The organism is Streptomyces sp. NPDC093598, assembly GCF_044764825.1.
Classification (GTDB): domain Bacteria; phylum Actinomycetota; class Actinomycetes; order Streptomycetales; family Streptomycetaceae; genus Streptomyces.
This window is the reverse complement of record NZ_JBIWIV010000004.1, coordinates 304,048-323,013: the sequence shown is the minus strand read 5'-3', so window position 1 is coordinate 323,013 and position 18,966 is coordinate 304,048. Positions and strand designations below refer to the sequence as shown.

Below are 18,966 nucleotides of genomic sequence, written 5' to 3'. Positions count from 1 at the left end.
GTTGGTCTGACATGGGTCCCCCGATGTGCTGCGGTCTCGCGACGAGCAATCGCACGGCAGTTTGACCGAAGGCTACCGTCCACGCGAACGGCCCGCCGGATATCCGGCGGGCCGCAGATCACTTGTGTGCTCGGGTACTTGTGCCGTCAGCCGTGGACCGAGCCGGCCTGGGGGTCCCCAACCTGGGCGACGCGGTCGGCGTAGGCGGTCACGTCCGGGGCACGCCGCGCGTGGCCTTCACCGTCCGGTACGAGGTGGGGTACGCGGAGGCGATCAGGACGCGCCGGTCGCCCGCAAGTCCTCGTGCAGGCGCGGTGCGATCCAGCACAGGTAGCCGCCCACCGCCGGGATCGACTCGGCGGGCGGGACAGCCACCACCGTCAGACCAGGGCGACGCACCAGGGCCGTGCCCCCCTCGTACGGGTGAGACACGGCCCTTGGAAGTGATGGGCGTGAACCGGGCCGATCGACCGGGTCCGTTCAGTAGCGGGGGCGGTTGAACCAGGCCTTGCCGTTGGCGTTGCCCACGAAGACGGCCACCAGGATGGCGAGGACGGTGTGCACCAGGCCCACCACAAGGAACGGGTAGATGCCGAGGACCGCCGTGATGATGGCGAAGACCAGGATCGTGATCCGGGCGCCGTTGCCGCCGTTCTTGAACTTCGTCGCCAGGACGGCCGCGAACACCAGCCAGGCCAGGCCGAACACCACGTAGCCCCAGATCACGCCGGTCGAGTCACCGACCAGGTCCTGGAAGGCGGTGTTGTCCTTGAGGGACTCGTCGTCCTTCGCGGCGTTGAGGGCCGCGGCGGCGAAGGCGAAGACGGCGATGCCGACGACCTGGAGACCGACGATGACCCACATCATCACGCGGGCCGCGCTCACCGAGCCGGGCATCGTGGTCGGCGCGGCGGGGCCGCCGTAGGGGGACACCGGAGGGGCCTGCGGGTAGCCGTAACCAGGAGTCTGTCCCTGGTCCTGCGGGTAACCGTAGCCCGGCTGCTGCGGCTGCTGCCCCTGGGGAGCGCCGTAGGGGTTGTTCGGGTCGCCGTAGCTCATGGGGGACTTTCCTCCGTTGGTCCGAGTGCGGGGACGACGCGTGACATCCGCACGGAGGAAAATCTTCAGTATTGCGACCGTCCCCCCGTTGAGCTGCCCGCGGCACTTGTCAGGTCATCGTTCTTCACCACTGACCGGCTTGTCCAGCCGCATTCCCGATGTGTTGTGCAAGTGCAACATCGCTGATCATGGGCGGATACGGGCGGACGGACCCCGCGGTGCCCGGATTGCGGTCGGATTGGAACCGTGGCGGGGTCATCCGCGAGGATGGGGCCATGACCGCCCAGATTCTCGATGGCAAGGCCACCGCAGCCGCGATCAAGTCCGATCTGACCGCCCGCGTGGCGGCGCTGAAGGAGAAGGGCGTCACGCCCGGCCTCGGCACGATCCTGGTCGGGGACGACCCCGGCAGCCAGAAGTACGTCGCCGGCAAGCACCGCGACTGCGCGCAGGTGGGCATTGCCTCCATCCAGCGCGAACTGCCCGCCACGGCCACCCAGGAGGAGATCGAGGCGGCCGTCCGCGAGCTGAACGAGGACCCGGCCTGCACCGGTTACATCGTGCAACTGCCGCTGCCCAGGGGCATCGACGAGAACCGCATCCTGGAACTGATGGACCCGGACAAGGACGCGGACGGGCTGCACCCGATGAACCTCGGGCGCCTCGTCCTCAACGAGCCCGCCCCGCTGCCCTGCACCCCGAACGGTGTGCTGACGCTGCTGCGCCGCTACGGCGTGGAGATCAAGGGCGCCGAGGTCGTGGTGGTCGGACGTGGCGTGACCATCGGCCGGCCGATGCCGCTGCTGCTCACCCGCCGCAGCGAGAACGCGACCGTGACCCAGTGCCACACCGGCACGCGTGATCTGTCGGCGCACCTCAAGCGCGCGGACATCATCGTCGCCGCGGCCGGTTCCGCCCATCTGATCCGCGCCGAGGACGTGAAGCCCGGCGCGGCCGTCCTCGACGTCGGCGTCTCCCGCAGCGCCGAGGGCAGGATCGTGGGCGACGTCCACCCCGACGTCGCCGAGGTCGCCGGCTGGATCTCCCCGAACCCCGGCGGAGTCGGCCCGATGACCCGCGCCCAGCTGCTCGTGAACGTGGTCGAGGCGGCGGAGCGCAGTGTCGGCTGAGCACCGGGCCCCGAGCGAACACCAGACGCCGAGCGGGGACGAGAGGCCGAGCGGGGACGAGACGCCGGAGGAGCTCACCGTCCGGGACCCCATCAGCGCGCCCGACGCCGAAGGGCGGCCGCGGCGGGTCACCCGGCGTTTCCCCCTGTTCACCAAGGACACCGCGCGGCCCGAGGGCGGTGGCCGGGCCGCGTCCGGGGACGCGCCCGCGCCGGCGCGGCAGTGGCCCGTGCTCGCCGTGCTGGGGCTGGCCGGGCTCGGGCTGCTGGTGACCGCGCTGGGCCAGTTCCGGCTCGGGACGCTGCTGATCGGTGTCGCCCTGCTGGGCGGCGGCGCGATGCGCTGGCTGCTGCCGGACGTCGGCATGCTCGCCGTCCGTTCGCGCTTCACGGACATCGTCACGTACGGCGCGCTGGGCCTGGTGATCGTCATGCTGGCGCTGATGGCACAGCCGAATCCGTGGTTGCAGATCCCGTTCCTCAAGGACACCCTGCACTTCACGGTCACCAACGAGTGACGAGGCCGGCGGCCCGTCCCCTCCCCCGAGGAAGGACGGGCCGCCGTCACGCCTCACCCTCCTGCACCGCGAACGGCCTGTTCAACGGCTGTCAGTGCGCTGTGGCACGGAAGTGACGGTTCCGGTACGTCCCGCTTCCGATTCGGTACGAAGTGGTGCAACCGCGGGGGGTTGGCGTGGACAATCGGGACGGTCCAGGGTGTACCGCGCGCGGTCACCATGCTCCTGTGCGCCCCCCGTCAGGGAACTGAGATCCTGAGTGGGCGCATCCCTGTGGGTATCCAGAACGGGGACTCGGCCAAGGCCGCCACGCGCGGGGCGAACAGCGCGAGAAATATCAGCACGTACCGGGGGGAAGAGGGGGAGCAATGCCTCGTTGGAAGGCCTTGCCGGATGAGCTCGATCCACAGATCAGGGAGTTCACCAGCCAGCTGCGCAGACTCGTGGACCGCAGCGGTCTGAGCATCGCGTCGGTGGCGGACCGCACGGGCTACAGCAAGACGTCGTGGGAGCGTTACCTGAACGGCCGGCTGCTCGCGCCGAAGGGCGCGATCGTGGCCCTGGCGGAGGTCACCGGCACCAATCCGGTGCACCTGACCACCATGTGGGAGCTCGCCGAGCGCGCCTGGAGCCGCTCGGAGATGCGGCACGACATGACGATGGAGGCCATCCGGATCTCCCAGGCGCGCGCCGCGCTCGGGGAGTTCGGCGGGCAGGACTTCACCGACCCCTCGGCCGGTGGCAAGGCGGCCTCGGCGGGGGAGGGCAGAGCGGCCTCCGCGGGCAGCGGCAAGCCCGCCCGCCGCGGTGGCGGCACCACTGTCACGCCGGGCATCGCCGGACCGGCCGGTGTGGTCCCGACCGTGCCGCCGCAGCCGACGGCCCCCGAGGTCCAGGACTCCACCGGCGCGGATGCGCGGGAGGCGAGCGGCCGGGCCGCCGAGTCCGAGGTCAACTCATGGGGAATGGCCGGGTACCAGGGCCCGTCGCCGACGGGCGGGCGCTCCGCGGGTCCCGGCACCGGCAGGGGCTCCCGGCCCGGCTCGGGCCCCGGGGCACGAGCCGGCTCACCCGGCGGCCCCGGCCGGACTCCCGGCGCCGGGGCGGGCTCGTACGGCGAACCGCAGGACGCCGTCCCGGCCCGGGCCGGCGGTAGCGGTGGTGCCGGGCGTGCCGGTGGTTCCGGCGGGACCCGCCGCGCCCCCTCCGCCTCGGGGGGCAAGAAGCGGACCGCGACCTTCCTCGCGGGTGTCGTGGGCGTGCTCGTGGTGATCGCCGGCGCGTTCTACCTCACCGGCGGCGCCGGCGACGACGAGAACAAGGGCAGCGGCACGTCGCCCACGCCGACCGTCAGCACGGACCCGAAGCTGCCGCCCGGTGTGAAGTGCAGCGGCGACGACTGCACCGGCAAGGACGCGGAGGCCATGGGGTGCAGCGGTGACCTGGTGACCACCGCGCAGACGGCGACCGTCGGCACGGCCACGGTCGAAGTCCGCTACAGCGAGACCTGCAAGGCGGCCTGGGGACGCATCACCCAGGCGGCACAGGGCGACGAGGTGCAGATCAGCGCGGGCAAGGCGAAGCAGTCCGGCAGCATCACCGCGGCCGGGGACACAATCGCGTACACCCCGATGGTGGCCGTGAAGGGCGCCGCCGACGCCAAGGCCTGCGCGACGCTGACGGCCGGGCAGCGGGGCTGCACCGAGTAGGCGTGCACAGCGGCCCGCCCGGGCCGGGCGAGGAATTTCGGAAAGGGAGGAATGCCCGCCGGAATCGGGGGCACGCGAACCGTACCCCCACGGGAGTCCGGCATGGTCGGTATCCCCCCCCAGGCGGCCGCCTCCGTCCTCCTCTCCCGGACGGGCGGCCGCCTCTTGTGTCCACACGGGGAAGGTTGTGGGCTGGGCCACACCGACCCGGACGTCCGGGATCCCGGATGCGCGATAGCCTGACGGCTGGATGGATCTCTTGACGCCAAGAGATCGATCAAACGTCCGGGGCAGGGACCCCGCCCCACCGCCAGCTGTCATACGGAGAACGCCATGACCCGCACTCCCGTGAACGTCACCGTCACCGGCGCGGCCGGCCAGATCGGTTACGCCCTGCTCTTCCGCATCGCCTCCGGTCAGCTGCTCGGCGCGGACGTGCCGGTGAAGCTGCGCCTGCTGGAGATCACGCCCGCCCTGAAGGCGGCCGAGGGCACTGCCATGGAGCTGGACGACTGCGCGTTCCCGCTCCTTCAGGGCATCGAGATCACCGACGACCCGAACGTCGCCTTCGACGGCGCCAACGTCGGTCTGCTCGTCGGCGCCCGCCCCCGCACCAAGGGCATGGAGCGCGGCGACCTGCTGGAGGCCAACGGCGGCATCTTCAAGCCGCAGGGCAAGGCCATCAACGACCACGCCGCGGACGACATCAAGGTCCTGGTCGTCGGCAACCCGGCCAACACCAACGCGCTGATCGCCCAGGCCGCCGCGCCGGACGTCCCCGCCGAGCGGTTCACGGCCATGACCCGCCTGGACCACAACCGCGCGCTGACCCAGCTGGCGAAGAAGACGGGCTCGACGGTCGCCGACATCAAGCGCCTGACCATCTGGGGCAACCACTCCGCCACCCAGTACCCCGACATCTTCCACGCCACGGTCGCCGGCAAGAACGCCGCCGAGGTCGTGAACGACGAGAAGTGGCTGGCCGAGGACTTCATCCCGACCGTCGCCAAGCGCGGCGCCGCCATCATCGAGGCCCGTGGCGCCTCGTCGGCCGCCTCCGCCGCCAACGCCGCCATCGACCACGTCTACAGCTGGGTCAACGGCACGGCCGACGGCGACTGGGTCTCCATGGGCATCCCGTCGGACGGCTCCTACGGCGTCCCGGAGGGCCTGATCTCGTCCTTCCCGGTCACCACCAAGGACGGCACGTACGAGATCGTCCAGGGCCTGGAGATCAACGAGTTCTCCCGCGCCCGGATCGACGCCTCCGTCAAGGAGCTCGAGGAGGAGCGCGAGGCGGTCCGCGGCCTCGGCCTCATCTGACCGGAGCCTCTCCGCGTCTTCGCCCGCAGGCCCCGCACCGGTTCTCCGGTGCGGGGCCTGCGGGCTTTCCGATGCCCTCTTCGTGGCATGTGCACGACCGGTGTGCCCGAAGGTACGTGTCTTTTGTTCCTGTTTGTCCACATCTCCCGTGACACAGCGCACTTTCGGCCATCGACGCGCATGCATCCGGGGGAGTCGGGCAGGCGAACTCGGTCTCTTAGTGACACGTGTGTGACACAGGGGCGCTGATCAGGAACGGAAGGCGAAGAGCGATCATGGCGGAAAGTACCGAACTTCAGGCGCGTGAAACCATCCATGCGGGAGGAGAGTGGCGTGCGGCCACCTCCGGGGCCACCCGCGAGATCCTCGACCCCGCGGACGCCCTGCCCTTCGCCGTGGTCGCGGAGGGCGACGAGAAGGACACCGATCTGGCGATCGCCGCCGCCCGGCGCGCCTTCGACGAGGGTCCGTGGCCGCACACACCCGTCACCGAGCGTGCCGCACTGCTGAGGCGCGTCGCCGATCTGCTCGTGCGGGACCGCGAGGAGCTGGGCCGGCTGGAGGCCCGCGACGCGGGCAAGACCGTCGAGGAGGGCCGTGTCGACATCGACTGCGTAGCCGACGCCTTCCGCTACTTCGCCGACCTGGTCGCCGGTGAGGCGCCCGGCCGGGTCGTGGACGCGGGCTCGACCGACATCCACAGCGTCGTCGTGCACGAGCCCGTCGGCGTCTGCGCGATGATCACGCCCTGGAACTACCCGCTGCTCCAGGCCAGCTGGAAGATCGCCCCCGCCCTCGCCGCCGGCAACACCTTCGTCGTCAAGCCGAGCGAGATCACCCCGATGACGACGATCGCGCTCATCGAGCTGCTCGTCGAGGCCGGTCTCCCCGCCGGCGTCGCCAACATCGTCACCGGCCCGGGCCACTCCGTCGGCGCCCGCCTGTCCGAGCACCCCGACGTCGACCTGGTCTCCTTCACCGGTGGGCTGGTCAGCGGCACCAAGGTCGCCGAGGCCGCCGCCCCGACCGTCAAGAAGGTCGCCCTCGAACTCGGCGGCAAGAACCCCAATGTCGTCTTCGCCGACGCCTGCGCCACCGAGGAGGGCTTCGACACCGCCGTCGACCAGGCCCTCAACGCCGCCTTCATCCACAGCGGCCAGGTCTGCTCGGCCGGCGCCCGCCTCATCATCGAGGAGTCCGTCCGGGACCGTTTCGTCGCCGAACTCGCCCGGCGCGCCGAGAAGATCCGCCTCGGCCGCGGCACCGAGGACGGCGTCGAATGCGGCCCGCTGGTCTCCGAGCAGCAGCGCGCCAAGGTCGAGATGTACGTCCAGTCCGCCCTCGAGGAGGGCGCGGTGCTGCGCTCCGGCGGCAAGCGCCCCGAACCGTCCCCGCAGCGCCCCGAGAACGGCTACTTCTACGAGCCGACCGTCCTCGACCACTGCCACCGCGAGATGCGCGTCGTACGGGAGGAGGTCTTCGGACCGGTCCTCACCGTCGAGACCTTCCTTACCGAGGACGAGGCCGTTGCCCTCGCCAACGACACCGAGTACGGACTGGCGGGCGGCGTCTGGACCGCCGACGCGGGCCGCGCCCGCCGCGTGGCCGGCCGGCTGCGCCACGGCACGATCTGGATCAACGACTTCCACCCCTATCTGCCGCAGGCGGAGTGGGGCGGCTTCGGCAAGAGCGGAGTGGGCCGCGAACTGGGCCCGGCCGGACTCGCCGAGTACCGAGAGACCAAGCACGTCTACCAGAACCTCGCTCCGAAGCCGGTGCGCTGGTTCGCGGGCTGACCCCCCAGTCCCTTCAGGGCCGCCGACCTCATCCCGGGCTGACCCCCACACCCCGGGCTGACGTTCCCCATCCCTGAGCCCGTTCACTTCATCCCCACTGGAGCAAGCACGCCATGTCCCACACCAGTCATGAGTACGACTATGTCGTGATAGGTGGCGGAACCGCAGGTTCCGTCATCGCCTCCCGTCTCACCGAGAACCCCGATGTCACCGTCGCCGTCATCGAGGGCGGCCCCAGCGACGTCGGCCGTGACGACGTGCTGACCCTGCGCCGCTGGATGGGCCTGCTCGGCGGCGAGCTCGACTACGACTACCCCACCACCGAACAGCCACGCGGAAACTCGCATATCCGGCACAGCCGGGCCCGCGTCCTGGGCGGCTGCTCCTCGCACAACACCCTGATCGCCTTCAAGCCGCTGCCCGCCGACTGGGACGAGTGGGAGGCCGCCGGCGCCAAGGGCTGGGGCTCGGTGCAGATGGAGGCGTACTTCGCCCGGCTGCTCAACAACATCGTCCCGGTCGACGAGAAGGACCGGAACGCCATCGCCCGCGACTTCGTCGACGCCGCCCAGGAGGCGCTGGGCGTGCCGCGCGTCGACGGCTTCAACAAGAAGCCCTTCACTGAGGGCGTCGGCTTCTTCGACCTGGCCTACCACCCCGAGAACAACAAGCGGTCCTCGGCGTCGGTGGCGTACCTCCACCCGGTGATGGACGAGCGGCCCAACCTGACGATCCTGCTGGAGACCTGGGCGTACAAGCTGGAGCTGGACGGCAACCGCGCCGAGGGCGTGCACGTGCGCACCAAGGACGGCGAGGAGATTCTCGTCAAGGCCCGGGGCGAGGTCCTGCTGTGCGCCGGCGCCGTCGACTCGCCCCGCCTGCTGATGCACTCCGGCATCGGCCCCAAGGCCGACCTGGAGAAGCTCGGCATCCCCGTCACGCACGACCTGCCGGGCGTCGGCGAGAACCTGCTCGACCACCCCGAGTCGGTCATCGTGTGGGAGACGAACGGTCCCATCCCGGAGAACTCCGCGATGGACTCCGACGCGGGTCTGTTCGTCCGCCGCGACGCCGAACTGCCGCACCCCGACCTGATGTTCCACTTCTACCAGATCCCGTTCACGGACAACCCGGAGCGACTGGGCTACGAGCGGCCCGAGTTCGGCGTCTCGATGACCCCGAACATCCCCAAGCCGAAGAGCCGCGGCCGGCTCTACCTGACCAGCGCCGACCCCGAGGTCAAGCCCGCCCTGGACTTCCGCTACTTCACCGACGAGGACGACTACGACGGCAAGACCCTCGTCGACGGCATCAGGATCGCCCGCGAGATCGCCAAGACCGAGCCGCTGGCAGGCTGGCTCAAGCGCGAGGTGTGCCCGGGGCCGGACGTGACGAACGACGAGGAGCTCGGCGAGTACGCCCGCAAGGTCGCGCACACCGTCTACCACCCCGCCGGCACCTGCAAGATGGGCGCCGCCGACGACCGGCTGGCCGTCGTCGACCCCGAGCTGCGCATCCACGGCCTGGAGGGCATCCGCATCGCCGACGCCTCCGTGTTCCCCACCATGACCACCGTCAACCCGATGATCGGTGTGCTCATGGTCGGGGAGAAGGCCGCCGAGCTGATCGGTGGTGGTTCCCGGTGACCGCGACCCTCGAACCCCCCACGGAGCAGACCATGGACACCACCCCCGTCTTCTCGGTGGAGGGCCTGTGGAAGGTGTTCGGCCCCAAGGCCGAGCGCGTTCCCGCCGACCCCGAGCTCAGCGCCCTCGACGCCGCCGAGCTGCGCTCCCGCACCGGCTGCACGGCCGCCGTCCGGGACGTCAGCTTCGACGTCCGCAAGGGCGAGGTCTTCGTCGTCATGGGCCTGTCCGGCTCCGGCAAGTCCACGCTGGTGCGCTGTCTGACCCGGCTCATCGAGCCGACGGCCGGCACCATCGCCATCGACGGCGAGGACGTCCGCGCCATGGACCGCTCCCGGCTGCGCGAACTGCGCCGCCACCGCGCCGCGATGGTCTTCCAGCACTTCGGCCTGCTGCCGCACCGCACGGTCCTCGACAACGTCGCCTACGGCCTGGAGATCCAGGGCATGGGCAAGGCCGAGCGGCGTGAGCGGGCCGCCGAGGTCGTCGCCAAGGTCGGCCTCGAAGGCATGGAGCACCGCCGCCCCGGCCAGCTCTCCGGCGGCCAGCGGCAGCGTGTGGGCCTGGCCCGCGCCCTCGCCGCCGACCCCGAAGTCCTGCTGTTCGACGAGCCGTTCAGCGCGCTCGACCCCCTCATCCGGCGTGAGATGCAGGAGGAGGTGGTCCGGCTGCACCATGACGAGGGCCGCACGATGGTCTTCATCACGCACGACCTCCAGGAGGCCCTCAAGCTGGGCGACCGCATCGCCCTGATGCGCGACGGCCGGGTCGTGCAGCTCGGCACGCCCGAGGAGATCGTGGGCGCGCCCGCCGACGACTACGTCCGCGAGTTCGTCCGGGACGTCCCTCGCGAACAGGTCATGACGGTCCGCACGGCCATGCGCCGCCCCTCGGGGGAGCAGAACGGCAGCGGACCGGCGGTGCGGCCCGACGCGACGGTGTCCGAGGCCATCGAAGCGGTCGCCCGCGCCGGCGCTCCGGCCCGGGTCGTCGACAAGGGCCGGTGCGTGGGCGTGGTCGACTCCGACACGCTCCTGGGAGTCGTCGCCGGCACGGAGCAGCTCGCTCCACCGGGGGCGGAGCAGCCCAAGGAGGCGGTGTGATGGCGACCATCACCGCGTCCCCGCCGCGTATCGGCCTGCCCGCCCTCCTCAAGCACCACGCGGTCCGCAAGCTGCTGCTGCTCGGCCTCGCCGCCGCGATCCTCGTGCCGCTGGCCAACGCCCGCTGGGCGAGCGGCAGCTGGCCGAGCGCGCTGACCGTCGACTTCTCCGAGCCGCTCGCCAGGACCAGCGACTGGATCATCGACAACCGCGACAGCCACCCGCTGTTCCTGTACTTCTTCGGCCACGTCAGCAACGTCGTCGTCATCGCCGTACGGGCCGTCTACCTCGCCCTCCTGGCCGTCGGCTGGGCGGGCGTCACGGCACTGGGCGCCCTGGTCGCGTGGCGCGTGGCGGGCGTGAAGCTGGCCCTCGGCACGGCCGCCGCGTTCCTCGCCTGCGGCCTGCTCGGCATGTGGGTGCCGACCATGCAGACGCTCGCCCTGATGGTCGTCGCGGTCCTCGCGTCGGTCGTGGTGGGCGCGCTGCTCGGGCTCGCCGCCGGGCTGTCCGACCGCATGGACCGCGTGCTGCGGCCAGTGCTGGACACCATGCAGGTGCTGCCCGCCTTCGCTTACCTGCTGCCGGTCGTGCTGGTCTTCGGCATCGGCGTCCCGGCGGCCGTGCTGGCCACCGTCATCTATGCCGCCCCGCCCATGGCCCGCCTGACCTCGCTCGGCCTGCGCGGCGCCGACAAGGAGGTGCTGGAGGCCGTCGAGTCGCTCGGCTCCACCGCACGCCAGCGCCTGCTGACGGCCCGGATCCCGCTGGCCCGCAAGGAACTCCTCCTCGGCCTCAACCAGACGATCATGATGGCGCTGTCCATGGCCGTCATCGCCGCCGTCATCGGCGCGGGCGGCCTCGGCGACCGCGTCTACCAGGCCCTGGCCTCGGTCGACGTGGGTGCCGCGCTCGCCGCCGGTATCCCGATCGTGCTGCTGGCCGTCGTCCTGGACCGCGTCACCGGCGCGGCGGGGGAGAAGCTCGGCGCCGAACCCGAGCCCCACAGCGGGCGCGGCTGGCTGTACGCCCTCGCCGGTGTCGTCGCCGTGGCAGTCGCCGGGCGGCTCGCGGGCCGCCTCGACTGGCCCGACGCCTGGGTCGTCGGCATCGCCGAGCCCGTCAACCGCGCCGTCGACTGGATGACCGCGCACCTGTACTCGGGCGTCCCCGTCATCGGCGGCACCGCCGACTGGGCGGGCCACTTCACCACCTGGGTCCTCGACCCGATGCGCGACGGCCTCCAGGCGCTTCCCTGGTGGTCGGTGCTGCTGATCGTCGCCGCCCTGGCCTGGGTGATCGGCACGTGGCGCACCGCGCTCACCGCCGTCCTCGCCATGGCCGCGATCGGAGTCCTCGGCGTCTGGAAGCCGTCCCTGGACACCCTCTCCCAGGTCCTCGCGGCCGTCGCCGTCACCCTCGTCGTCGGCTTCGCCGTCGGTATCGCCGCGGCCCGCAGCGACCGCCTGGAGCGGGCGCTGCGCCCGGTCCTCGACGTGTTCCAGACGATGCCGCAGTTCGTGTACCTGATCCCGGTCGTCGCCCTGTTCGGCGTCGGCCGCGCCCCGGCCGTCGCCGCCGCGATCGTCTACGCGCTGCCGGCCGTCGTCCGGATCACCACTCAGGGCCTGCGCCAGGTCGACCCCGCCGCGCTGGAGTCGTCCAGCTCGTTGGGCGCGACCAGCTGGCAGCAGCTGAAGCAGGTCCAGCTCCCGCTGGCCCGCCCGGCACTGCTGCTCGCCGTCAACCAGGGCCTCGTCCTGGTCCTCGCCGTCGTCGTCATCGGCGGCCTGGTCGGCGGTGGCGCGCTCGGCTACGACGTCGTCTTCGGCCTCGCCCAGGGCGACCTGGCGACCGGTCTGGTGGCCGGCGGTGCGATCGTCTGCCTCGGCCTGATGCTCGACCGGGTGACGCAGCCCACCGAACGCCGCGCGGGGAAGGGAGCCTGACATGCGCGTCCGTACCACTGCCGCGGTCGCCGCGGTGAGCTCCCTGGCGTTGCTCACCGGCTGCGGCGCCGCCGACATGACCAAGCAGGCCTCGCCCTTCGCCAACGCGCAGGGCGCCAAGACGGTCACCCTGTCCGTGCAGTCCTGGGTCGGCGCCCAGGCCAACGTGGCCGTCGCCCAGTACATCCTGGAGCACGAGCTGGGCTACCGCGTCGACACCGTCCAGGTCGACGAGGTGCCCGCCTGGGACGCCCTCAGCCAGGGCCGGGTCGACGCGATCCTGGAGGACTGGGGCCACCCCGAGCAGGAGCAGCGCTACGTCAAGGACAAGAAGACGATCGCGCCCGGCGGCGATCTCGGCGTCACCGGCCACATCGGCTGGTTCGTCCCGACGTACCTCGCCAAGCAGCACCCGGACATCACGAACTGGAAGAACCTCAACAAGTACGCCGACCTCTTCCGCACCCCGGAGAGCGGCAGCAAGGGCCAGCTGATGGACGGTTCGCCGTCCTACGTCACCAACGACAAGGCGCTGGTGAAGAACCTGAAGCTGGACTACCAGGTGGTGTTCGCCGGGTCCGAGGCCGCGCAGATCACGCAGATGCGGCAGTTCGCCAAGGAGAAGAAGCCCTTCCTCACCTACTGGTACTCGCCGCAGTGGCTCTTCAAGAAGGTCCCGATGACCGAGGTGAAGCTGCCGCCGTACAAGGAGGGCTGCGACGCCGACCCGGAGAAGGTCGCCTGCGCCTATCCGCACACCCCGCTGCAGAAGTACCTCAACTCGGACTTCGCCAAGGACGGCGGCAAGGCGGCGGCCTTCCTGAAGAACTTCAAGTGGACGACCGAGGACCAGAACGAGGTCTCCCTGATGATCGCCGACCAGAAGATGACGCCGGAGGACGCGGCGAAGAAGTGGGTGGACAGCCACAAGTCCACATGGAAGAAGTGGCTGCCCTGACGTCCCCTACGCCAGCCGGTCGGCGATCTCCCGCAGGGCCCGCGCGGCCCGTCGCTGGAGGCCCGGCCCGAAGGTGATCCGGGTGGCCCCTTTCGCGCCGAGTTCGGCGGGCGAGGGGCCACCCTCGGTCGGGGCCCCGACGTTGATCGGACCCCGGATCCCGGCCCGCAGCAGCGGCAGGGCGCCCGGCGGGGCCCCGATCGGATACACACAGTCGGCCCCTGCGGCCACGTACAACGCGGCCCGCTCGATGGCCCGGTCGGGGTCGTCGACCCCACGGGCGAAGGTGTCCACCCGCGCGTTGACGAACAGCCGGTCACCGGCCGCCTCCCGCACCTCGGCCAGCCAGCCGGCGTGCGCGCGGGGGTCCTTCAGCACCCCGTCCTCGGAATCCTCCAGGTTGCAGCCGACCGCCCCCACCTCCAGCAGCCGCTCCACGAGCTCCTTCGGCGCGAGCCCGTACCCGCCCTCCACGTCCGCCGACACCGGCACCTCGACGGCCCGGACGATCCGCGCGACCGCCGCGAACATCTCGTCGGCCGGGACCTGCCCGTCCTCGTACCCGAGGGAGGCGGCGACCCCCGCGCTGGGCGTGGCGAGCGCCGGGAACCCGGCCTCGGCGAACACCCGCGCACTGGCCGCGTCCCACGGCCCGGGCAGCACGAGCGGATCACCGGGCGCCCGGTGATGATGCAGTGCGCGGAAAGCCTCCACCTTGCTCACGGCGTGTACCCCCCAGGCGGGATCCGGCGGCTCACCATCACCCGGTTCCAGTTGTTGACGGCGACGATCAGGGCGATCAGGTGTGTGAGCCGGGTCTCGTCGAAGTGCTTGGCGGCCCGCTCGTACACCTCGTCGGGCCCGAAGCCCTCGGTCAGCACGGTCACCGCCTCCGTCAGCGCCGGCGCGGCCCGCTCCCGCTCGTCGAAGACCTGCTCGGCCTCCTCCCACGCGGACGACAGACCCACGAGTTCGGCCAGGGCCGGATCGCCGAGGCACTTCTTCGCCGTGGTCAGGGCGGACAGGGCCCGCCCGACCGCCGGATCCAACAGCTCGGTCCGAGCGGTCACTTGTACTGGCCGGGCTGGTAGTGCCCCGGCGCCATGCGGCAGGTCACCCCGAACCGGTTCCAGGCGTTGATCACCGTGATCGCGGCGATCAGCTGGGCCAGCTCGGCTTCCTCGAAGTGCTTCGCGGTCTGCTCGTACACCTCGTCCGGCACGAAACCGTCCGTCAGGACCGTCACCGCCTCCGTCAGCTCCAGCGCCGCGATCTCCTTCGCGGTGTAGAAGTGCCGGGACTCGTCCCAGGCGCTGAGCTGCACGATCCGCTCGACGCTCTCGCCCGAGGCGAGGGCGTCCTTGGTGTGCATGTCGATGCAGAACGCGCAGTGGTTGATCTGGGAGGCGCGGATCTTCACCAGCTCGTACAGCTTGTGGTCGAGGCCCTTCCGGGCGGCGGTGTCCAGCCGGACCATCGCCTTGTACACCTCGGGCGCGTGCTTGGCCCACTCCAGGCGGGCGGGCTGCTCGGGGGCGTATTCCACGGTCGGCGCGGTCGTGTCATCCGTGTGCGTCGTCATGCCCTCGACCCTAGGAGGGAAGCAGCCCAGGAGTATGGTCCATTTCCATGGCGGAACCTTGGGCCACTCTGGGCATCGACCTGCATGTGGAACCGACCGGCCCGGGTCTGCGCCGGGGCCTGACCGACGCCCTGCGCGAGGCGGTGCGCTCCGGCCGGCTGGCCCCCGGCACCCGGCTGCCCTCCTCCCGCGCGCTCGCCGCCGACCTGGGCATCGCCCGCAACACGGTCGCCGACGCCTACGCCGACCTGGTCGCCGAGGGCTGGCTCACCGCCCGGCAGGGCTCGGGCACCCGGGTCGCGGCGCGCGAGGTCGTCCCGCCGTCCGGCACGGCCCCCCACCCGCGCGCACCCACCCGCCCGGCCTACGATCTGCGCCCCGGCAGCCCCGACCTCGCGTCCTTCCCCCGCGCGGAGTGGCTCAAGGCCGCCCGCCGTGCCCTCACCGCCGCCCCGCACCACGCCCTCGACTACGGCGACCCGCGTGGCCGCCCCGAGCTGCGGGCCGCGCTCGCCGGGTACCTCTCCCGGGCCCGGGGCGTGCGCGCCGACCCCGAACGGATCGTCGTGTGCGCCGGGTTCGCGCACGGCCTGAAGCTGCTCGGCTCGGTCCTGCGGGCGCGCGGGGCACACACGGTCGCGGTCGAGTCCTACGGCCTCGACGTGCACTGGAGGATTTTGGCCTCAGCCGGCCTGGACACCGCCCCGCTGCCCTTCGACCGGCTGGGCACCGACCCGGGCGGGCTGTCCGGAGCCGACGCGCTGCTGCTCACCCCCGCCCACCAGTTCCCCATGGGCGTGCCCCTGCACCGCGACCGCCGTGCGGCCGTCGTGGACTGGGCGCGGCGCACCGGCGGGCTGGTGCTGGAGGACGACTACGACGGTGAGTTCCGCTACGACCGGCAGCCCGTCGGCGCGCTCCAGGGCCTGGACCCCGACCGGGTGATCTACCTGGGCACCGCGAGCAAGGCCCTCGCCCCCGGGCTGCGGCTGGCCTGGATGGTGCTGCCGCCCGGCCTCGCCGAGGAGGCCGCGGCGGCGAAGGGCGGCGTCGACACGAGCGGGGCCCTGGACCAGCTGACCCTGGCCGAGTTCCTCACGTCCGGTGCCTACGACCGGCACGTCCGCGCGGCCCGCCTGCGCTACCGGCGCCGCCGGGACGCCCTGGTCGCCGCTCTCGCGGCCCGGGCCCCGCAGGCCCGTGTCACCGGCATCGCGGCCGGTCTGCACGTCCTGCTGCGGCTGCCGCCCGGCACCGAGCAGTCGGTGATCCAGGCGGCCCACTGGCGGGGCCTCGCGCTGCACGGACTCACCCGCTACAGCAACCCCGCCGCGCACGTCGAGCCGCTCGACGCCCTGGTCGTCGGATACGGGACACCCCCGGACCACGCATGGTCCGGCGCGCTGGACGCGCTGTGCGCGGTACTGCCCGGGTGATCGCCCGAATCCCCCTCCGACATGCCGCCGACGGACAGGGCCCGCCCCTCCCTCACACTGCGCCCGCCCACCCCGGGATGCTCGTAGAGGAAGACCCGCTCCGACGACGGCGCAAGTCGGCGTCCGCCACATCGCTGAATGGACGCTCTCGGCAGTCGGGAGAGCCCTGCCGCTCACCGCGGGGCGACAGGGCTGCCCTCCGCCCCCACCGGCGCCTCCCCGAACCGCGACAACGCCAGCGCCCCCGCCACCGCCACCGCGAAACCGACGATCGCCAGCCATCCCAGGCCCGGCCGGGTACGGTCCCCGAGCCACACCACACCGATCAGCGCGGGCGCGACTGTCTCCCCGAGCACCAGCCCGGCCGTCGCCGTGGTCACCGACCCGCGTTGCAGCGCCGAGGTCAGCAGCAGGAACGCCGCCCCGCCGCCGAGCAGCAGCGCGTACGTCGCCGGATCGGGGAACAGCGCACCGGGTGACAGCCCGTCGATGAGCCGCACCGACACCTCCACCACCCCGAACCCGAGCCCCGCCCCCAGCCCGAGCGCCAAGGCCCGCCCCCGCTCCGGCAGCCGTCCGCCCACCGCCCCGGGCAACAGCACCCCGGCCGCCGCCCCGAGCATCGCCCACTTCAGCCCGGCCGGCCCGGCCTCGTCGCCCTCCGCCCCGGACGCCAGCCCCAGCAGCGCGAGCCCGGCACACACCACCGCCACCGCCGCCCACTCGACGCGGCTCAGCCGCACCTCCAGCAGCCGCGCCGCGACCACGGCCGTCACCGCGAGGCTCGCGGCCAGCGCCGCCCCCACGGCATAGATCGGCACCGACCGCAGCGCGAGGACCTGCAACACGAAACCGAGCCCGTCGAGCGCGAGTCCGGCCAGATACCGCCACTGCCGCAGCGCCCGCCACAGCAGCGCCACGTCCCCGCCCGGGCCGGTCGCCGCGGCCGACCGCGCGGCGATCGCCTGCAACACCGTCGCCGTACCGAAGCAGACCGCCGCACCAAGGGCGCACAGCATTCCAAAAATCACAAATCGACAGTAGGGGAGCGGTCGCGGGCGGGGGGTCATGCACGCGCGTTCACACCGATCTCTAGGCTGACCTTCTGTCAGTGCACAACGGGGAGAGTGGGGGAGACACGCACATGGCCGAAACACGGCGAAGGCTGCGTTCGAGCACGGTGGTGCTGGGCGGCATGGGCGTCCTAGCGGCGGCCCTGTCGGCGTGCGGGTCCGACCCCGACCGCCGCTGTGTGGACCGGGACAGCTACGACTACATCAACGGCTACAAGATCGTCGCCGACAAGAACTGCTCGTCCGGCACGTCCTCCTCCGGCAAGGGCCGCAAGAAGACCGGCAAGACAAAGGTCACCGGCGCCGACTGGTACTACGACGCCGACGTCAGCGGCGGCTACGCCGACCACGGCACCTTCAGCCGCAGCGAGGCCGTCGACCGGGGCGGCTTCGGCTGCTCCGGCTCCGGCAGCGGCGGCGGCTGACCGGGCGGACACAGCAGATGGAACGCCGGACCACCGAGCCCCGCCCCGGCTGGCAGCAGACCGTCGAGGAACAGGGCCTGATCTACCCCCTGACCCGCTACCCCGACGACTCCCTGCGCCCCTACTGGGACGAGAGCGCGTACTACGTCTTCTCCCTGGAGGAGATCGAGGCCCTCGAAGAGGTGGTCGAGGACCTGCACCGCATGTGCCTGGCCGCCGCCGACCACATCGTCACCGAGGACCGCTTCGCCGACCTGGGCATCACCGACCCGCGCATCGCCCGCACGGTCGCCGAGGCCTGGCACCGCCGCGCCGAACTCCCCTCCGTCTACGGCCGTTTCGACCTCCGCTACGACGGCAGCGGCCCGGCCAAGCTCCTGGAGTACAACGCCGACACCCCCACCTCGCTGGTGGAGGCCGCGTCGCCCCAGTGGTTCTGGATGGAGGAGCGCTTCCCCGGCGCCGACCAGTGGAACTCGCTCCACGAACGCCTCATCGACGCCTGGAAGAACCAGGCCGCCCTCCTCCCGCCCGGCAGCCCCCTCTACTTCGCGTACTCCTCCGCCGACGAACTCGGCGAGGACATGATGACGGTCGCCTACCTGAAGGAAACCGCCGAGCAGGCGGGCCTCGCCACCGACTGGATCTCCATGGAGGAGATCGGCTGGGACCGCCTCTCCGGCCGCTTCGTCGACCAGCGCCTCCGCTTCATCCGCAGCGTCTTCAAGCTCTACCCCTGGGAATGGCTCACCACCGACCGCTTCGCCGGCCATGTCCTGGACACCCTCGACAACGGCGGCGGCACGGGCTCCACCCTGTGGATAGAGCCGGCCTGGAAGATGCTCCTCAGCAACAAGGCCCTCCTCGCCATCCTCTGGGAACTCCACCCCGACCACCCCAACCTCCTCCCGGCCTACCTGGACGGCCCCCGGGACCTCTCCACCACGGGCTGGGTCGCCAAGCCCCTCCTGGGCCGAGAGGGCGCGGGAGTCACGATCCACGAGCCCGGATCCGCCCCCGCCCTCCGCGACGAGCCGTGCTGCTACCAGCAACTGGCCCCCCTGCCCGACTTCGACGGCAACCGAGTGGTCCTGGGCGCCTGGGTGGTGGAGAACGAGTCGGCGGGCCTGGGCATCCGCGAGTCGTCGGGCCTGATCACGGACGAGTACGCCCGCTTCCTGCCGCACGTGATCCTCTGACTGGCTCTCCTGGGGCGCGGGGAACCGCGCGACCAGCCACGACGCACCCGCACCGGGCAAC

At 71.8% G+C, this 18,966-nt stretch carries 17 protein-coding genes; 12 read left to right on the top strand and 5 right to left on the bottom strand.

What is annotated here, in order from left to right; translation table 11 throughout:
- Positions 1-480 precede the first annotated feature (480 nt).
- Positions 481-1,059 carry a hypothetical protein gene (locus ACIRDU_RS16725; RefSeq protein ID WP_403579768.1) on the bottom strand — a complete coding sequence of 193 codons (579 nt, stop codon included), beginning with the start codon at positions 1,057-1,059 and terminating at the stop codon, positions 481-483.
- Between the two features lie 275 nt (positions 1,060-1,334).
- Between ACIRDU_RS16725 and ACIRDU_RS16720 the strand changes: the two genes are divergently transcribed.
- From ACIRDU_RS16720 to ACIRDU_RS16680, 9 genes are all read left to right on the top strand, one after another.
- Positions 1,335-2,189: a bifunctional methylenetetrahydrofolate dehydrogenase/methenyltetrahydrofolate cyclohydrolase gene (locus tag ACIRDU_RS16720; RefSeq protein WP_403579765.1), complete on the top strand. Its 855-nt coding sequence runs from the start codon at positions 1,335-1,337 to the stop codon at positions 2,187-2,189.
- On the top strand, positions 2,179-2,706 hold the full coding sequence (locus ACIRDU_RS16715) for a DUF3017 domain-containing protein (protein ID WP_403579763.1): 528 nt from the start codon (positions 2,179-2,181) through the stop codon (positions 2,704-2,706). The genes ACIRDU_RS16720 and ACIRDU_RS16715 overlap by 11 nt, the downstream gene beginning before the upstream one ends.
- Positions 2,707-3,092: 386 nt before the next feature.
- Positions 3,093-4,415 carry a DUF2690 domain-containing protein gene (locus ACIRDU_RS16710; RefSeq protein ID WP_403579760.1) on the top strand — a complete coding sequence of 441 codons (1,323 nt, stop codon included), beginning with the start codon at positions 3,093-3,095 and terminating at the stop codon, positions 4,413-4,415.
- 333 nt (positions 4,416-4,748) lie between these two features.
- Positions 4,749-5,738 carry a malate dehydrogenase gene (locus tag ACIRDU_RS16705; protein WP_403579757.1) on the top strand — a complete coding sequence of 330 codons (990 nt, stop codon included), beginning with the start codon at positions 4,749-4,751 and terminating at the stop codon, positions 5,736-5,738.
- Between the two features lie 275 nt (positions 5,739-6,013).
- A complete protein-coding gene (locus ACIRDU_RS16700) occupies positions 6,014-7,534 on the top strand; it encodes an aldehyde dehydrogenase family protein (protein WP_403579754.1) in 1,521 nt (506 codons plus the stop codon).
- 113 nt (positions 7,535-7,647) lie between these two features.
- On the top strand, positions 7,648-9,180 hold the full coding sequence (locus tag ACIRDU_RS16695) for a GMC family oxidoreductase (protein ID WP_403579752.1): 1,533 nt from the start codon (positions 7,648-7,650) through the stop codon (positions 9,178-9,180).
- A gap of 32 nt (positions 9,181-9,212) precedes the next feature.
- Entirely contained in the window at positions 9,213-10,283 is a 1,071-nt protein-coding gene (locus ACIRDU_RS16690; protein ID WP_403579749.1) for a glycine betaine/L-proline ABC transporter ATP-binding protein, read from the top strand.
- The gene (locus ACIRDU_RS16685) at positions 10,283-12,232 is read left to right on the top strand and encodes an ABC transporter permease (protein WP_403579746.1); all 1,950 of its coding nucleotides are present in this window, start codon (positions 10,283-10,285) and stop codon (positions 12,230-12,232) included. Before ACIRDU_RS16690 ends, ACIRDU_RS16685 begins: the two co-directional genes overlap by 1 nt.
- 1 nt (position 12,233) lies before the next feature.
- Positions 12,234-13,190: an ABC transporter substrate-binding protein gene (locus ACIRDU_RS16680; RefSeq protein ID WP_403579744.1), complete on the top strand. Its 957-nt coding sequence runs from the start codon at positions 12,234-12,236 to the stop codon at positions 13,188-13,190.
- Between the two features lie 6 nt (positions 13,191-13,196).
- Here ACIRDU_RS16680 and ACIRDU_RS16675 read toward each other — a convergent pair whose 3' ends face one another.
- From ACIRDU_RS16675 to ACIRDU_RS16665, 3 genes are read right to left on the bottom strand one after another with little or no spacing between them, the layout of a single operon-like run.
- Entirely contained in the window at positions 13,197-13,913 is a 717-nt protein-coding gene (locus ACIRDU_RS16675) for an isocitrate lyase/phosphoenolpyruvate mutase family protein (RefSeq protein WP_403579740.1), read from the bottom strand.
- The gene (locus ACIRDU_RS16670; RefSeq protein ID WP_403579737.1) at positions 13,910-14,260 is read right to left on the bottom strand and encodes a carboxymuconolactone decarboxylase family protein; all 351 of its coding nucleotides are present in this window, start codon (positions 14,258-14,260) and stop codon (positions 13,910-13,912) included. Before ACIRDU_RS16670 ends, ACIRDU_RS16675 begins: the two co-directional genes overlap by 4 nt.
- A complete protein-coding gene (locus tag ACIRDU_RS16665) occupies positions 14,257-14,772 on the bottom strand; it encodes a carboxymuconolactone decarboxylase family protein (RefSeq protein WP_403579734.1) in 516 nt (171 codons plus the stop codon). Before ACIRDU_RS16665 ends, ACIRDU_RS16670 begins: the two co-directional genes overlap by 4 nt.
- Positions 14,773-14,819: 47 nt before the next feature.
- Here ACIRDU_RS16665 and ACIRDU_RS16660 point away from each other — a divergent pair, with 47 nt between their 5' ends.
- Positions 14,820-16,208, top strand: coding sequence for a PLP-dependent aminotransferase family protein (locus ACIRDU_RS16660; protein ID WP_403579731.1), 1,389 nt, complete (start codon positions 14,820-14,822; stop codon positions 16,206-16,208).
- 173 nt (positions 16,209-16,381) lie between these two features.
- Here the strand turns inward: ACIRDU_RS16660 and ACIRDU_RS16655 are convergent, their stop codons facing one another.
- Positions 16,382-17,227 (bottom strand): hypothetical protein, encoded by an 846-nt coding sequence (locus ACIRDU_RS16655; RefSeq protein ID WP_403580625.1) that lies wholly within the window; start codon positions 17,225-17,227, stop codon positions 16,382-16,384.
- A 125-nt stretch (positions 17,228-17,352) separates the two neighbouring features.
- Here ACIRDU_RS16655 and ACIRDU_RS16650 point away from each other — a divergent pair, with 125 nt between their 5' ends.
- Positions 17,353-17,706, top strand: coding sequence for a hypothetical protein (locus ACIRDU_RS16650; RefSeq protein ID WP_403579728.1), 354 nt, complete (start codon positions 17,353-17,355; stop codon positions 17,704-17,706).
- Between the two features lie 17 nt (positions 17,707-17,723).
- The gene (locus ACIRDU_RS16645; RefSeq protein ID WP_403579726.1) at positions 17,724-18,905 is read left to right on the top strand and encodes a glutathionylspermidine synthase family protein; all 1,182 of its coding nucleotides are present in this window, start codon (positions 17,724-17,726) and stop codon (positions 18,903-18,905) included.
- Positions 18,906-18,966 lie beyond the last annotated feature (61 nt).

What these genes read in the sequence shown, in the direction of transcription:
- ACIRDU_RS16725 (WP_403579768.1), bottom strand. Translation starts at nt 1,059, where the DNA reads ATGAGCTACGGCGACCCGAACAACCCCTACGGCGCTCCCCAGGGGCAG.
- ACIRDU_RS16720 (WP_403579765.1), top strand. Translation starts at nt 1,335, where the DNA reads ATGACCGCCCAGATTCTCGATGGCAAGGCCACCGCAGCCGCGATCAAG.
- ACIRDU_RS16705 (WP_403579757.1), top strand. Translation starts at nt 4,749, where the DNA reads ATGACCCGCACTCCCGTGAACGTCACCGTCACCGGCGCGGCCGGCCAG.
- ACIRDU_RS16700 (WP_403579754.1), top strand. Translation starts at nt 6,014, where the DNA reads ATGGCGGAAAGTACCGAACTTCAGGCGCGTGAAACCATCCATGCGGGA.
- ACIRDU_RS16695 (WP_403579752.1), top strand. Translation starts at nt 7,648, where the DNA reads ATGTCCCACACCAGTCATGAGTACGACTATGTCGTGATAGGTGGCGGA.
- ACIRDU_RS16690 (WP_403579749.1), top strand. Translation starts at nt 9,213, where the DNA reads ATGGACACCACCCCCGTCTTCTCGGTGGAGGGCCTGTGGAAGGTGTTC.
- ACIRDU_RS16685 (WP_403579746.1), top strand. Translation starts at nt 10,283, where the DNA reads ATGGCGACCATCACCGCGTCCCCGCCGCGTATCGGCCTGCCCGCCCTC.
- ACIRDU_RS16680 (WP_403579744.1), top strand. Translation starts at nt 12,234, where the DNA reads ATGCGCGTCCGTACCACTGCCGCGGTCGCCGCGGTGAGCTCCCTGGCG.
- ACIRDU_RS16665 (WP_403579734.1), bottom strand. Translation starts at nt 14,772, where the DNA reads ATGACGACGCACACGGATGACACGACCGCGCCGACCGTGGAATACGCC.
- ACIRDU_RS16660 (WP_403579731.1), top strand. Translation starts at nt 14,820, where the DNA reads ATGGCGGAACCTTGGGCCACTCTGGGCATCGACCTGCATGTGGAACCG.
- ACIRDU_RS16655 (WP_403580625.1), bottom strand. Translation starts at nt 17,227, where the DNA reads ATGCTGTGCGCCCTTGGTGCGGCGGTCTGCTTCGGTACGGCGACGGTG.
- ACIRDU_RS16650 (WP_403579728.1), top strand. Translation starts at nt 17,353, where the DNA reads ATGGCCGAAACACGGCGAAGGCTGCGTTCGAGCACGGTGGTGCTGGGC.
- ACIRDU_RS16645 (WP_403579726.1), top strand. Translation starts at nt 17,724, where the DNA reads ATGGAACGCCGGACCACCGAGCCCCGCCCCGGCTGGCAGCAGACCGTC.